16 protein-coding genes and 1 pseudogene are annotated in these 14,078 nt (G+C 29.8%); 6 read left to right on the forward strand and 11 right to left on the reverse strand.

Features of this window, described 5'->3' with window-relative positions; genetic code table 11:
* The 9 genes and pseudogenes from L8X28_RS07760 to mnmG form a co-directional block, all read right to left on the reverse strand.
* Positions 1-644 (reverse strand): annotated as a pseudogene (locus L8X28_RS07760) (hypothetical protein); the annotation flags it as partial.
* 58 nt (positions 645-702) lie between these two features.
* Positions 703-1,473, reverse strand: coding sequence for a flagellar biosynthetic protein FliR (fliR, locus tag L8X28_RS07765; RefSeq protein WP_263665998.1), 771 nt, complete (start codon positions 1,471-1,473; stop codon positions 703-705).
* The gene (locus L8X28_RS07770; RefSeq protein WP_263665999.1) at positions 1,460-2,095 is read right to left on the reverse strand and encodes an ABC transporter ATP-binding protein; all 636 of its coding nucleotides are present in this window, start codon (positions 2,093-2,095) and stop codon (positions 1,460-1,462) included. Before L8X28_RS07770 ends, fliR begins: the two co-directional genes overlap by 14 nt.
* 2 nt (positions 2,096-2,097) lie before the next feature.
* Positions 2,098-3,174 (reverse strand): translation elongation factor Ts, encoded by a 1,077-nt coding sequence (tsf, locus tag L8X28_RS07775; protein ID WP_263666000.1) that lies wholly within the window; start codon positions 3,172-3,174, stop codon positions 2,098-2,100.
* A complete protein-coding gene (rpsB, locus tag L8X28_RS07780; RefSeq protein WP_087700911.1) occupies positions 3,174-3,959 on the reverse strand; it encodes a 30S ribosomal protein S2 in 786 nt (261 codons plus the stop codon). The genes tsf and rpsB overlap by 1 nt, the downstream gene beginning before the upstream one ends.
* A 174-nt stretch (positions 3,960-4,133) precedes the next feature.
* On the reverse strand, positions 4,134-5,261 hold the full coding sequence (locus L8X28_RS07785; protein ID WP_263666001.1) for a c-type cytochrome: 1,128 nt from the start codon (positions 5,259-5,261) through the stop codon (positions 4,134-4,136).
* 2 nt (positions 5,262-5,263) lie between these two features.
* Complete coding sequence (locus L8X28_RS07790) at positions 5,264-6,508, reverse strand: cytochrome b (RefSeq protein ID WP_220567136.1); 1,245 nt, start codon at positions 6,506-6,508, stop codon at positions 5,264-5,266.
* A 1-nt stretch (position 6,509) separates the two neighbouring features.
* Entirely contained in the window at positions 6,510-7,013 is a 504-nt protein-coding gene (gene petA / locus L8X28_RS07795) for a ubiquinol-cytochrome c reductase iron-sulfur subunit (RefSeq protein ID WP_133318665.1), read from the reverse strand.
* Between the two features lie 165 nt (positions 7,014-7,178).
* Entirely contained in the window at positions 7,179-9,035 is a 1,857-nt protein-coding gene (mnmG, locus tag L8X28_RS07800) for a tRNA uridine-5-carboxymethylaminomethyl(34) synthesis enzyme MnmG (protein ID WP_263666002.1), read from the reverse strand.
* A gap of 123 nt (positions 9,036-9,158) precedes the next feature.
* On the opposite strand from mnmG, the gene ribE reads away from it, so the two are divergent.
* From ribE to L8X28_RS07815, 3 genes are read left to right on the forward strand one after another with little or no spacing between them, the layout of a single operon-like run.
* Positions 9,159-9,767: a riboflavin synthase gene (ribE, locus tag L8X28_RS07805; RefSeq protein ID WP_263666003.1), complete on the forward strand. Its 609-nt coding sequence runs from the start codon at positions 9,159-9,161 to the stop codon at positions 9,765-9,767.
* The gene (pgeF, locus tag L8X28_RS07810) at positions 9,731-10,399 is read left to right on the forward strand and encodes a peptidoglycan editing factor PgeF (RefSeq protein ID WP_263666004.1); all 669 of its coding nucleotides are present in this window, start codon (positions 9,731-9,733) and stop codon (positions 10,397-10,399) included. The genes ribE and pgeF overlap by 37 nt, the downstream gene beginning before the upstream one ends.
* A gap of 1 nt (position 10,400) precedes the next feature.
* Positions 10,401-10,607, forward strand: a complete 207-nt coding sequence (locus L8X28_RS07815; RefSeq protein ID WP_133318661.1) for a hypothetical protein — start codon at positions 10,401-10,403, stop codon at positions 10,605-10,607.
* Positions 10,608-10,609: 2 nt separating this feature from the next.
* Here the strand turns inward: L8X28_RS07815 and L8X28_RS07820 are convergent, their stop codons facing one another.
* Both L8X28_RS07820 and L8X28_RS07825 read right to left on the reverse strand, forming a co-directional pair.
* The gene (locus L8X28_RS07820; protein ID WP_263666005.1) at positions 10,610-11,833 is read right to left on the reverse strand and encodes a sensor histidine kinase; all 1,224 of its coding nucleotides are present in this window, start codon (positions 11,831-11,833) and stop codon (positions 10,610-10,612) included.
* On the reverse strand, positions 11,826-12,491 hold the full coding sequence (locus L8X28_RS07825; protein WP_263666006.1) for a response regulator transcription factor: 666 nt from the start codon (positions 12,489-12,491) through the stop codon (positions 11,826-11,828). Before L8X28_RS07825 ends, L8X28_RS07820 begins: the two co-directional genes overlap by 8 nt.
* A gap of 129 nt (positions 12,492-12,620) precedes the next feature.
* Here L8X28_RS07825 and L8X28_RS07830 point away from each other — a divergent pair, with 129 nt between their 5' ends.
* The 3 genes from L8X28_RS07830 to L8X28_RS07840 all read left to right on the forward strand — a co-directional run.
* Positions 12,621-13,208, forward strand: coding sequence for a bacteriohemerythrin (locus L8X28_RS07830; protein ID WP_133318658.1), 588 nt, complete (start codon positions 12,621-12,623; stop codon positions 13,206-13,208).
* A 77-nt stretch (positions 13,209-13,285) separates the two neighbouring features.
* Positions 13,286-13,849 (forward strand): bacteriohemerythrin, encoded by a 564-nt coding sequence (locus L8X28_RS07835; RefSeq protein ID WP_263666007.1) that lies wholly within the window; start codon positions 13,286-13,288, stop codon positions 13,847-13,849.
* A gap of 10 nt (positions 13,850-13,859) precedes the next feature.
* A partial coding sequence (locus L8X28_RS07840) for a ribbon-helix-helix protein, CopG family (protein WP_133318656.1) occupies positions 13,860-14,078 on the forward strand: 219 nt, incomplete at its 3' end.

The raw sequence follows: 14,078 nt of genomic DNA on the forward strand, positions 1-14,078 counted from the left end.
TCTTCTATATTTTCTTCTATATTTTCTTCTATATTTTCTTCTATATTTTCTTCTATATTTTCTTTATCTAAGCTATCTAAAAAAACTAAATCATCTTCTGTTTTCTCTTCATCTATTAACTCACTTGTTGCATCAAACACATCATCATTTTTTAATCCATCACCTAAATTCTCTTCAAAAAAATCTTCTTGTAAATTTAAATCATCTTCACTCAAATTTTCTTCATGTTCAGACAAATCAATACCTTCTAAAAGTTCATTTCCATTCAAAGGCATATCTTTACCAACAACTTCCTCATCATCAAAATTTAGTTCATCTTCGCTCAAAGCATCTTTTTGAATATCATCCAAAACCCCATCTCCACTTAGAAGATTTATAAAATCGGTAGGTAAAAACGGTTTATACAAACACTCTATACCTTCTTTTTGTTCTAGGTTTCTAGGTAACAAATAAATCAATCTATCACATTTACTTTTTAAATCATCTAAATCAGCCTCAATATCATGATCTATAATAATTACATCATAAAATCCCTCAAGCTCCTCAATATCCTTGAGCTCCTCAAAATCATAACCTAATTTTTGAACCCCCAAACTAATTAATTTTGAAACAGCTATATTGGAATTTATTAGCAAAACCCTCATTATCATCTCCCAAGAATAAAAAATACATTATTTTAAAACATTTTTAATTATTTAATGCTTATATATTAAAAAATAACAACTCTATATGCTCAAAACTTTTTACTATTAAATTTTTAAAATATTGCATCATAATAAGTAAAATAGCAATAAGAACCGCGAAAGACAAAAATATCTTGATAGGATAACCAACCACTAAAAGATTAAATTGCGGCATAGTTTTCATAAGCATGCCAAAAATCACATCTGATAGCAAAGAAATAGCTAAAACAGGAAAAGCCATAGAAAAACCAAGCACAAAAATATTTACCATAGCTTTATTTAAATAAAGCATTAAATTTTCATGTGGATAAAATCCACCTATACTAATATATTCCAATGAATTAGATATAAAAAGCAAAATCAAATGATGTCCATCAAAAGCTAAAAATACAAGCAAAGCTAATAAATTTAAAACTTGTGAAATTACAGGAGTATTTGCACCTGTTGTGGGATCCATAACACTAGCCATTGAAAAACCCATAGTAAAAGAAATCTGCTCACCTGCCATTTGCAAAATGGCAAAAGTCATTTGCAAAATCATTCCTGCTATCATCCCAAAAATAACTTCACTTAAAAGATATAGAATAAAAAAAGAATCAGGCGTATTATTTTCAAGTTTAGCTAAAGGGTATAAAAACATTGTTAAAAACATTACCAAAGTTGTTTTTACCACCAAAGGAATACTATTATGAGAAAAAAAAGGGAAAAAAACTATCAACCCACTCATTCTAGCAAACAAAAGCATGAAAATAACTACATTTTCATCACCTAAATATTTAACAAATTCCATGGTTGTTTAAGTGAAAAACCTTATCACATTTTTTAGCAAGCTCTTGATCATGCGTAACAAAAATTAAAGCTGCATTGTTTTCTTTGATATAATCAATCAAAATATCCATTACATTTAAAGCATTTTTAAAATCTAAATTTCCAGTAGCCTCATCTGCAAAAATAATTTTTGGCTTCTTGCTTAAAACCCTAGCTATGCTTACTCTTTGCTGTTGTCCACCACTTAGCTTTGTGATTTTTTGATTCATTAAATCTGCAATATCAAGTTTTTTTAATAATTCATAATCAATATTCTGCCCACTTAAAACACTCGCAAGTTCTATATTTTCAAAAGCCAAAAAACCTTTAAATAAATAATGCATTTGAAAAATAATACCAAAATCTTTTCTACGAATTTCTAGCAAAGCTTCATCATCTAAGTCGTATAAATCTTGATTATTATAAAAAACTTTTCCCGATTGAGGTTTTAATAAGGTAGATAAAATATGCAAAAGAGTAGATTTACCACATCCACTGCTTCCACATACTGCAATACAATCTTTTATATTTAAAGTAAAATTTAAATTTTCAAAAAGCGGAATATCAAAACTATGGTTTAAATTTTCCGCTTTTAAAAGTTCCATTTTTAACCAATTTGTGCAGCAACTTCAGCAGCAAAATCTTCAGTTTTCTTTTCTAGACCCTCACCTACTTCAAAGCGAATAAATTCGACTATTTTGATAGTTCCACCTAGTTCCTTTTCTTTATCAACAATTACTTGTTCGATAGTTTTTTTATCATCCATTACATAAAACTGACCCATTAAAGTAAGTCTGCTATCAAGTTGAGAGTTATCTGCTATAAAACTATTCAACTTACCTGGGATAATATTAGGCCAAATTTTTTCTGGCTTACCTTGTGCTTGAAGCTCAGCCTTAATAGCTTCTTCAGCTGCTTGAATTACCTCTTGAGTTAATTGTTTTCTGCTTGCATATTTTGGAATTTTATGCTCTGGTTTATTAGGATCTTTTAATCTTCTTCTTTCTTCATTTTCTTTTTCTAACTCAGCAACTAAAGCTTTATACTCATTTTCTACAAAATCCATATCAAGTTCTTCATAAGATAAATAACTTGGCTTCATTGCAGCAATATGCATACAAATATGTTTTAAAAATTCTCCACACTTGCTAGCCGTAGCTTCACTATCGCAAGCTGCAGCAATAACTACACCAACACGACCATTGGTGTGAATATAACCATTTACTATGCCATTAGCGCCCGCTTTTAAAGTAGCAAATCTTCTAACAACTAAATTTTCACCAATAGTTGCAATTTGGCTTTTTAAGTACTCTTCAAATTTAACACCATTAATCTCACTTGAATGTAATTCTTCAACATTTTGAAGGCTCTTAGCTTGAATATGTGCTGTTGTATCTTTTGTTAAAGCAATAAATTGTTCATTTTTAGCAACAAAATCTGTTTCTGAGTTAATTTCACTTACAGTTGCACATTTAAAATCATCACTTACTTTTACACTTACTAAACCTTCAGCGGCTAAACGATCAGCTTTTTTATCAGCTTTTCCAAGTCCTTTTTCTCTTAAAAGTTGCACTGCTTTTTCAAAATCACCATCTGTATCTTTTAAAGCATTTTTACAATCCATCATACCTGCGCCAGTGCTCTCGCGCAGTTCTTTTACCATTTGTGCAGTGATTTCAGCCATTACTCTTTATCTCCTTCAAAATCTTCTTCACTCATAGCTTCTTCTAAAACTTCTTTTTTCTCTTCTTCAGAAATAGGCTGTTCTTCGCTAACTTCACCATCTTGCTCTCTTAATGCTTTACCTTCATTGATTGCTTCAGCCATTTCTTGACAGAAAAGTTGAACCGAACGAATTGCATCATCATTTCCTGGAATTGGGAAATCAACTAAATCAGGATCGCAGTTTGTATCTAGTGGAGCAACTACAGGGATTTTTAATCTATTAGCTTCTTGTACTGCAATTTTTTCTTTAACAGTATCAATAACAAAAATCATATCAGGTTGAGTTTTCATATATCTAATACCACCAAGATATGCTAGTAATTTTTCTTTTTTTCTAGTAAGCATTAATGCTTCTTTTTTAGTTAAAAGTTTAATACTTCCATCTTCTTCCATTTTTTCTATAACTTCTAATTTTCTAATTGATTGGCGGATAGTTCCAAAATTTGTCATCATACCACCAAGCCATCTGTGATTTACATAAGGCATACCACATTTTTCAGCATATTCTTTAATCGCTCCACCCGCTTGTTTTTTAGTTCCAACAAATAAAATTGTCTTACCTTCTGCTGCAGCGTCACGAACAATATTATATGTATATCTAAAATATCTAAGCGTTTTTTGCAAATCAATTACATAAATACCTTTTCTTTCGCCAAAAATAAATTTTTTCATTTTTGGATTCCATCTTCTTGTTTGGTGTCCAAAGTGTACACCACACTCTAATAAATCTCTCATGCTTACCATGAAAATCTCCTTGAAATAAAATAATTAGGTTTATTCCTCCGCATTCTTTAACCCATAAGCAACCTAATAAGGAAATTAATGCGTGTGAAATGAAAAAAATATTATATCAAATTTTATTTTATATTTAGCTTATTATTGAAGAAAAAGAACGCCACAAGGCGTTCTTTGAGTAAATTAGTGTAGTTTAGACCAAACTGATCTTTTCCAACCTATAGCAAAAATACTTAAGATAGCAAAGAATATCATAATATAAATTCCTGTTTGTTCTCTTTCTTCTTTTTTACTATCACCAACTTTTTCAAGATAACTAATAACTTGAGTTTGTGCTTTTTCATTTAGACCAACTCTTGGCATAGCAGTTCCATGAATTTTCTTTTGAGGTTCATTGATAAAGATTTCAAGATAATGCGCGCCTTTAGAACGAATCATCATAGATAAATCCGGAGGCGTCATACCAAGATAATTTTTTAAATCACTCATATTTGAACTTGAAACAAAACCATCATATTTTACATCATGGCATCTTCCGCAAGCATTTTCAAATGTATGTTTGTTTTTAGCAAAATCAAATTCTTTTGCAATTAAAGCCGTTTTTGCTTGCTCTGAAAGCTCTTGGTTTTTAGCATATTTTTCTTCTAAATCTGCTTTTAATTTTGTATCAAATTCCTTCTCATACTCACTAGCTGTATTTTTAAAGAATGCAATTAAATCTGCTAAATCTTGATTATCTTGTGCTTCATCATCACTTAAAGGATAAGCAGGCATTAAGAATGGATTTTCATCATTAAATTTATGTGAAATTTGCAAAGCCTTAACTGGATCAACAATCAGTGCTGCTAAAAATTTCTCATCATAAATAGCACCCGCATCACTTAAATCAGGAGGTGTTACACCTAAAGAAGAATCTGTAATAGTAGCAGGAATTCCGACGGCTTTCACACCATGACATGCAATACAATTTCCTTCAAAAAGCTCTTTTCCTTTTTGTGCACTACCTTTACTAAAATCAATTTTTGCGATTTTTTCCCATAATTGCTTGGTAGCTTCTTCTTGGCTTTTAGCAAGCTCTAGTGCTTTTTGAGCATTAGCTATAGCTTTTTCACTTCCTGAAGCATTAGCATCTATTGCAGCTTTTTCTTTTAAAGCAACTTCGCCTTTGGTAAATTCTACATCAGCTTTTGCAAAGTCAAAATTAACCGGAGTTGAAGGAGGATTCATCACTGAATGTGCATAAGGCTCAACCCCCCAATAAACTAAACCTGTGAAAAAGACAACTACAAAAAATATTTTTAATTCTCTCATTATTAGCCCCTTTTTCTTTCCATGATAGTAATAATTGGTAAGACTACTAACAATAATAGTAAAAATACCATAGAAGCATAAAATCCTATCCAAGCATTAATTCCTGTTGGAGGAAGCTTTCCATAAACTGTTAGTACAATTAAATCTATCAATAACACCCAAAACCATACAAAAAACATTGGTCTTTCGTGTGCTGGTTTTACAACATCACTTCTATCAAGCCAAGGCAACAAGAAGAAAATAATTTGTGCTATACCAAACGCTGCAAGACCTATATCAAAAGCTTTAATGCTTCCAACATCAAAGAAAAATCCTCTTAAAACTTCATAACTCCATAAGAAATACCACTCAGGATAAATATGAGGAGGTGTTTTTAAAGAATTTGCTGGGTCAAAGTTAATTGGATCCATTGCGAAATTAAATTTAAAACACACCAAATAGAAGAAGAAAATCATAAATAACGCAATATACATAAAATCTTTAGCTAAAAATCCTGGCCAAAAAGGAATAACTTTAGAACCTTTTGTATCACCTGCTAAATATTTTTCAGCTTCCAAATCAAAATCAATTTCTTCTGAAATTTCATTATTTACATGAGGAATTCTTAAAGAATAAAAGTGGAATGCAATAATTGCTAAAATTACAATTGGCAATAAGCACACATGCAGCATAAAAAATCTAGTTAAAGTTGGATCTGATACTGCAAAATCTCCTCTTATCCAAATAACTAATGCATCACCTATAAAAGGAATTCCGCCAAAAAGCTGAGTAATAACTTGAGCAGCCCAAAAACTCATTTGTCCCCAAGGTAACATATACCCACTAAATGCTTCTGCTGAAAATACAACAAACAAAAGCATACCGCTAATCCAAATCATCTCACGACCCTTTTTATAAGAGCCATAATAAATTCCCGTTAACATATGGATATATATGATTAAAAACACAACTGAAGCAGCCACACCATGCATATGACGCCAAAGCCAACCATACTCTACTTCTTGCATGATAGTTTTATTAACACTATCAAAAGCCAAAGCCACATCTGGCTTATAATACATTACTAAAAATAGACCTGAAATAAATAAAATAGCAAAAAGAGTTGTCAAGATAACACCCATTGCCCATAAGAAGTTAATTTGTTTTGGTATCCAATACTGAGCCATTAAAACATTAAAAAGCTTATTTACAGCTAATCTTTGATCAAGCCAATCTATAATACCACTAGCTTTTTTTATCTGTGCCATATCAAGCCTCCGCAATCATTTTTTTATATTCTGGACCTTCTTCACCTAACACTAGTTTAGTTCCATCAATTCTAAAAGGAGGAATGTCCAAAGGTCTTGGAGGAGGACCAAATACATTTTTACCACTAGTGTCAAATTCGCCACCGTGGCATGCGCACTTAAACAATTTCTCACTTGGAGCATAAGCTGGAATACAGCCTAAATGCGTGCAAAGACCAATAACTACAGTATATGCAACATCACCCACAATAACATCCCTACTGCTATCTTTTGCCATATCCGCATCTTTTTTTAAGATAAATATAGGCTTTTTACGCCACTCGATTGTTCTTAATTCGCCTTCTTTCATACCAGAAAGATCTACGGTAGTAATACCTGCTGCTTTTACACTTGGGAGCGGATCCCATGTTTTTTTCATTGCAACTAATGAAAAAGCACCACCCACAGCAGCTACCGTTCCAAAGGCAAAGCCCATAAAGCTTCGTCTACTTTCAGATGTAGCCATTTTACTTCCTTTGTTTTGATTTATTTGTTGTAAAGTATAGCAGTTTATCTAAAAAATAATAAATTTTTTCTTTATATAAAAAAGCTTTATTTAAGATATGCAAGTATTTATTTAAAATAACAGAAGTGTATTTATTTTCAAATCAAAACAATAGATAAGTTAATATCATCTATTGTTTTTCATTTTGATATAAATATGCAAAATATCTAAAGCAGCAGGGGTGATGCCACTAATTTGCGAAGCAGCAAAAATAGTTGGCGGATTAAATTTTTGCAGTTTTTCCACCACTTCATTACTCAAACCACTTACACTTTTAAAGTCAAAATTTTCAGGAATTTTTAAGTCATTTAAGTTTTTCATTTTTTCTATTTGTGCTTTTTGCATTGCTATATAATGATAATATTTTGCTTCATTTAAAATTTCATTTAAAGAATACTCATCCATTTTTGCAAACATTTCATCTAGAGCTTTTAATTTTTCTATATTAAAACTCGCTCTTGCAACAATTTTTTGCAAACTTACTATTGAGGTAATTTTTTCTTCTTTAATGCTTTGCAAAAATTCATTATTTTGATTGCTTGGTGTCCATGTAGTTTGAAGTAAAAACTCAAGTCCTTTCCTAACATTTTGCTTTATATTATCAATATATGCATAGTCTTCTTGACTTAAAAGTTTAAAATTATGTCCATATTCTCCAAGTCTTAAAATAGCATTTTCTTCTCTTAAGAGCAGTCTATATTCAGCTCTTGAAGTAAACATTCTATAAGGCTCTTTTGTGCCTTTCATTACTAAATCATCGATTAATACCCCTATATAAGCCTCATCGCGTCTTAATACAAAAGGCTCTTTTTCATCAATTGCTAAAACCGCGTTCACTCCTGCCATAAAACCTTGTGCAGCTGCTTCTTCATAACCAGTAGTTCCGTTAATTTGCCCAGCACAATACAAATTTTTAATCTTTTTAGTTTCTAAAGTATGTTTTAACTCCGTTGGATCAATATAATCATACTCTATGGCATAACCAAAACGCGTGATTTTAGCATTTTCAAAACCTTTTATACTTCTTAACATCGCAATTTGCACTTCATAAGGAAGTGAAGTAGAAAAGCCATTAATATAATATTCAGTAGCATCTTTAGTTTGTGGCTCTATAAATAAATGATGACTTTCTTTATCACCAAAACGATTAATCTTATCTTCTATGGAAGGACAATATCTTGGACCTATACCTTCAATTTGTCCTGTAAAAAGCGGAGCGCGGTAAAAGTTACTTTTTATAATCTCATGTGTTTTTAAATTTGTTCTTGCTATATAACATGGAAGTTGATTGGGCTTGAAATTTTTTGTTTTAAAACTAAAGGCCTTAGGGTTTTCATCTCCGGGTTGAATTTCTAAAACACTAAAATCAATACTTTTAGCATCTACTCTTGGACAAGTTCCTGTTTTTAACCTCCCTACTTTTAAACCACTTTGTTTTAAATACTCACCCAAATTTGCAGACGCAAGCTCACCTACCCTACCTGCTTGAAGCTTAGTTTCACCTATATGGATAAGTCCATTTAAAAAAGTTCCTGTTGTAAGTATGATTTTTTTAGCAAAATATGTATTTTCTAAATTAGTTTTAACGCCCTTAACTTCATCATTTTCTATAAGTAAAGACAAAGCTTGCTCTTGAGAGATTTCTAAATTTTCAAGTTTTAAAAGCTTATTTCTAGCACAAATTCTATAAGCGTCCATATCAATTTGCGCTCTACTTCCACGCACTGCAACACCTTTGCTTTCATTTAAAATTCTAAATTGAATTCCAGCCTCATCAGTGATTTGTCCCATAAGTCCACCCATAGCATCAAGCTCTTTTACCAAATGTCCTTTTGCTAAGCCACCTATAGCAGGATTACAACTTGCAGCACCAATTTGCTCGATTAAAGTAGTTAAAAGTAAAGTTTTTTTGCCCATTCTAGCGGCAGCAGCACTAGCCTCAACTCCAGCATGCCCGCCACCTATTACGATTATATCATACATATTTTGACCTCATTTTTATAAAAAAGGCAAAAATTATATAATATTTTTTAAAATAAAACACTAAAAATACTTTTTGAAATTTAAAAGTTTTGGATAAAATCTCATAAAAATTAAAGGTATTGAATGTTTAATGGATTAATCCACGAATTAGCCTTTGTCAAATCATATCAAAACAACACTTTAAGATTAAAAGCAAGTTACAAACCAAAACTAGGCGATAGTATAGCAGTTAATGGTGCGTGCTTGAGCGTAACAAAACTTTTTGATAATGGCTTTAATCTTGAACTTTCTTATGAAACAAGAACTCACATAGCTATTGAAAATTTAAAAGACTATGTGCATATTGAACCTGCATTAGCTTATGGCGATAGAATAGATGGGCATTTAATGCAAGGACACATTGATGGTATAGGTGAAATTACTAATATTTCTAAAAAAGAAAACGGAGTTGATTTTTATATTAAATGCCCTGATAATATACAAATTTATATGGCAAGTAAAGCAAGTGTAGCTATAGATGGAGTAAGTTTAACTATCAATGAAGTTTTAAAAGATAGTATTCGTTTGACTATTATTCCTATAACCTTTAATGAAACCTTGTTTAAAAATTACACCATAGGAAGACGCGTCAATATAGAAAGTGATCTTTTAGCAAGATACATACACAGACAATTAAATTATAAAAAAGAAATTTCATGGCAACAAATAGACAAGATTACATCACTTTATTAGAAAATGATTTCGCAAAAGCTTTTGTAGCCTTTGATCAAGATTATAATATTTTTAGAGCAAAAATTTGTAATAATATTTTTCCTCGTGAAAATTCTATAAAAAAGTGTGTATTTTTAAATCAAATTCATTCTAATATCATCACTCAGTATAATAAAAATTTTCATTTTAACGCCGATGGGATGATTAGCAATGAAAAAAATATAGCTTTATGTATTTTAAGCGCTGATTGCCTGCCTTTGCTTTTATATGATGATAAAAATAAAACCGTAGCAGCTTTGCATTCAGGCAGAAAAGGTTGTTTTGAAAATATCTTAAAAGAAGCTGTTTTGAAAATGCAAGAAAGTTTTAACACTCAAACCAAGAATTTAAAACTCATCATTTCAGCAGGAATTTGTGCTAAAAATTATGAAATTAATGGCGAGGTTTTAAACCACAGCAAAGAAAATTTTGCGCATTTTTTACATGAAAATAAGCTTGATTTAAAAGCATTAGTTAAATTTCAAGCAAAAGAATTAGGTATTAATGATATTTTTGATATCAATCTTTGCACCTTTGATGATGAGAGATTTTTTTCTTATAGAAAAAATCAAACTCCAAAGCGCATTGTTAGCGTGATTTATTTAAAGGATTAAAATGTATGAAGTAAAAAATCTACTTGCTTTAAAAATTCTACAAAAAGCTAGAGAATTTGGTGATAATGACTTAAGCAATGAACTTTTAATCACTCAAATGCTAAATCATACCCCACAAACTCTAAATCAAAACGATACTAAAAATTTAAATGAATTTATCACAACGCTTATAAATGCTAAAGAAAAAGCTAAAATGAGCAATAAATAATTTTAATTTTTCCAAGTTAAAATAAATTTTGTTCCTTTCTTTAACTCACTTTCTACTTTTATTTTTATATTATGTTCTTTACAAATTTTATCTACCAAAGAAAGTCCTATACCAAAACCACCTTGATTTTCATTAAATCTTGAATAACGCTCAAAAATATTAGCCAAATTTTCCTTTGCTATGCCACAACCACTATCTGCTATTATAAGTTTTTGCTCTAAAAGTGCTATTTTAATATGTCCATTTTTTATATTATATTTTATAGCGTTATTAACAAGATTATCAAACATTTTAAAAAATTGCTCTTTATTAGCATAAATTTTTCCATCATTTTCCAAGCTAAGCTCTAAGTCGATATTTTTTTGCTCTAAAAATATCTTAAAATACTCCATTCTTTCTTTAATCAAATTTTTTAAAAATATCCAATCTTTTTTTGCTTCATAAGCTTGAGAAAAATTTAAAAAAGTTAAATCTGAATACAAATGACTCAAAGTCAAAGCAGCTATTTTTACACGCTTTAAAGCCTTAATTTCTTCAAAATTCTTTTTTCTTTCTAAACTCTCTACACTCATTAATATTGCACTAATTGGGGTATTAATCTCATGAGTGGTATCTTTTATAAAATTATTTAAAAACCTTATTCTTGCTTCTAAGGGCTTGAGTGCAAATTTAAGTATTAAATATCCTACCAAACTAACAAAAATCAAAGAAAGTACCATAGCTAAAGCAACTTTAAATCTTATAAATCCAAGTTCTTTAGAAATATCATCACCTTGTATTAAAACTCTTAAACGATTTACATCTCCTAATATTTCTAAAGCACTTTGATTTTGATTATCAGCAAGTAGCAAGCTATTTAAATTTATATCAGCTACATAAATCAAAGTGTTATTGTTATAAATATTCGCATTATTTGATTTAAAAAAAGTTGTTTGAGCAGGTAAATCAAGATTAGAAAAATAAACCTTAGTTCTATCAAATATTGCAAATTTTATATTAAAAATTTGAGCTATTTTCTTAGCACTTTTTTCTATGGGTTCAAAACGCGATTTTTCCATTTGCAAAATCACAAAACGATGTTCTTGTCTTAGCTTTATGCTATATTCGCTTATTAAATCTTCTATTAACTTAGCATACCATATACCAAAAAGCACTACAAGAATACTTCCTACACTTACTAAATACAAAGAAAGAATTTGCCATGCAACGCGCTTGGCTTCATGCATAACAATACCCTCTTCCTCTTTGATTGATAATGCTTTCTTTTCCTAAAATTTTTCGTAAATTTTTCACATAAGCTCTCAAACTAAGCTCACTTGGCTCTTGATCATATTCCCAAATTTCTTCAAAAATATAAGCAGTATCTATAAATTTACCTTTATTTTTCAAAAGTAATGATAAAAGTTTTAATTCTTTTAAAGGTAAAGACAATGGCTTATCGTTTTGATATAAAGTTTGCGATATAAAAGCAAATTTAAAACCATTTCCCAAGTCCTCATAATCTTCATTTTTATGCGCAAAAGAACGCTTTAAAATAGCATTAATCCTTATTTTTAACTCCTGCAACTCAAAAGGCTTTTTGATATAATCATCACAACCACATTCAAATCCTTGTTGTAAATCCATAGTAGTATTTAAAGAGGTCATAAAAATAGCTGGGGTATATCTACCTGCTTCTCTTAAATTTTTAAGCACACTAAAACCATCTCCTAAAGGGACTTTTACATCAAAAATCCATAAATCAAAATTTTTCTCATAAGCTTTATCTTGCGCATCTTGAGCATTATCCACCAAAATCACTTCAAAGCCTTCTTCTTCTAAAAACTCACTAACAATTTCCCCTAAGTTAATATCATCTTCTAGTAAAAGAATTTGCGTAGCCATTTTAAGCCTTTTATGCTATTTTAATTTAGATTATTATATTTTTTTTATGTAAATTTAGTGTGAATTTAGCATATTTAAAGGCAAGTATTTATAAAATATTAACTATTTTATTGAATTTAGGATTTTATTATGTTGCCAAATTGGGATCAAAAATATAGTATTAATAATGAAAAAATTGACGAACAACATAAAAAACTTTTTGAACTTGCCGCCAAAGTGGAAGAAATTTCAGATAGGCCAGTTTATCAAGTCGAGCTTAAAAAGATAGTTGCTGAATTTTTTCACTATATTAAAATTCATTTTCAAGATGAAGAATCCTATATGGCTGAGATTAATTACCCTTATCTAAATCAACACAAACTCATGCATAAACAAATCACAAAATCCATGATAAAACTCATACAAAGTATAAAAAGTACAAATGATTTAAAAGAAAAATTATATATAGTAGTTAATTCATGGTTGATAGAACACATCATTCAGCATGATATGATGATAGAACATTGGCGTCAAAACACCCAAGTAAAGAATTCTCCAGATACTTTTGAAGAAGAAGCTCCAAAACCAAAAAAATTCTTATATCAATGTCAATGCGAAGGAAAAACACACAAAGTTCCTTATGATATTCATTTAAAAATGCAATATTCTAAAGTGCAGTTTAAATGTAAAGAATGCTCTGCGAATTTAATACAATACAAAGAAAAAATAGAAATCTAATAAAAATTAATAATAATTTAAAATATAGTAAACTATAATGCTTATAAAACTCTTCTAAATATAAACAAGGAGCTAACATGCTACCAAAATGGTGTAGTAAATATAGTATCCATAATGAAGAAATTGACAGACAGCATAAAAAACTTTTTGAACTTGCTGCAAATGTCGAGATGATTTCAGATAAACCTGTCCATAAAGGACAAATTAAATTTTTACTTGCAGATTTTTTTAATTATATGAAAGAGCATTTTGCCGAAGAAGAAAAATACATGGCAAAAATAGGTTATCCTGAACTTTCTAACCATCAAAAAATTCACAAAAGTATCATCCAATCTATGATTGATTTAATTCAAAATCTCAAAAGCACAAATGATCTCAAAGAAAAACTTAACATCATTGCATCAAAATGGCTTTTAGAACATATTTTAAGAGAAGATATGAAGATAGAAAAATGGCATCAAGCGCAACTAAATAAAAATGCCAATACTACAACTTTTCAAGAAACTCAAGAAATTTATGAATATATTTGCTCTTGTGTAAATAAAATTCACAAAGTTCCTTGCGAAATTCACCAAAAAATTCAATTAAACAATGCAAGTTACAAATGTAAAACTTGTCAAGAAGCTATCAAATTAAAATAAAGGCTATAAAATGAATAAACGCTACACCTTAACTCTTCCATTAGAGCTTTATGAACGCTTAAATCAAACTGCGAAATTTTCTAAAAAGAAAAAAGCTGAAATTTTACGCAATGCTTTAGAAAATTATCTTGATGAAATAGAAGACTTTGCTCCAGCCATAGAAGCTTTAGAAGATTTAAAAGATGGAGATAGTAAAAAATTAGATAACATTATAAAAAAATTAAAATGT

The sequence above is a fragment of the Campylobacter sp. CNRCH_2016_0050h genome (assembly GCF_025772605.1).
Taxonomy (GTDB): domain Bacteria; phylum Campylobacterota; class Campylobacteria; order Campylobacterales; family Campylobacteraceae; genus Campylobacter_D; species Campylobacter_D lari_D.

What these genes read in the sequence shown, in the direction of transcription:
- fliR (WP_263665998.1), bottom strand. Translation starts at nt 1,473, where the DNA reads ATGGAATTTGTTAAATATTTAGGTGATGAAAATGTAGTTATTTTCATG.
- L8X28_RS07770 (WP_263665999.1), bottom strand. Translation starts at nt 2,095, where the DNA reads ATGGAACTTTTAAAAGCGGAAAATTTAAACCATAGTTTTGATATTCCG.
- tsf (WP_263666000.1), bottom strand. Translation starts at nt 3,174, where the DNA reads ATGGCTGAAATCACTGCACAAATGGTAAAAGAACTGCGCGAGAGCACT.
- rpsB (WP_087700911.1), bottom strand. Translation starts at nt 3,959, where the DNA reads ATGGTAAGCATGAGAGATTTATTAGAGTGTGGTGTACACTTTGGACAC.
- L8X28_RS07785 (WP_263666001.1), bottom strand. Translation starts at nt 5,261, where the DNA reads ATGAGAGAATTAAAAATATTTTTTGTAGTTGTCTTTTTCACAGGTTTA.
- L8X28_RS07790 (WP_220567136.1), bottom strand. Translation starts at nt 6,508, where the DNA reads ATGGCACAGATAAAAAAAGCTAGTGGTATTATAGATTGGCTTGATCAA.
- petA (WP_133318665.1), bottom strand. Translation starts at nt 7,013, where the DNA reads ATGGCTACATCTGAAAGTAGACGAAGCTTTATGGGCTTTGCCTTTGGA.
- mnmG (WP_263666002.1), bottom strand. Translation starts at nt 9,035, where the DNA reads ATGTATGATATAATCGTAATAGGTGGCGGGCATGCTGGAGTTGAGGCT.
- ribE (WP_263666003.1), top strand. Translation starts at nt 9,159, where the DNA reads ATGTTTAATGGATTAATCCACGAATTAGCCTTTGTCAAATCATATCAA.
- pgeF (WP_263666004.1), top strand. Translation starts at nt 9,731, where the DNA reads ATGGCAACAAATAGACAAGATTACATCACTTTATTAGAAAATGATTTC.
- L8X28_RS07815 (WP_133318661.1), top strand. Translation starts at nt 10,401, where the DNA reads ATGTATGAAGTAAAAAATCTACTTGCTTTAAAAATTCTACAAAAAGCT.
- L8X28_RS07820 (WP_263666005.1), bottom strand. Translation starts at nt 11,833, where the DNA reads ATGCATGAAGCCAAGCGCGTTGCATGGCAAATTCTTTCTTTGTATTTA.
- L8X28_RS07825 (WP_263666006.1), bottom strand. Translation starts at nt 12,491, where the DNA reads ATGGCTACGCAAATTCTTTTACTAGAAGATGATATTAACTTAGGGGAA.
- L8X28_RS07830 (WP_133318658.1), top strand. Translation starts at nt 12,621, where the DNA reads ATGTTGCCAAATTGGGATCAAAAATATAGTATTAATAATGAAAAAATT.
- L8X28_RS07835 (WP_263666007.1), top strand. Translation starts at nt 13,286, where the DNA reads ATGCTACCAAAATGGTGTAGTAAATATAGTATCCATAATGAAGAAATT.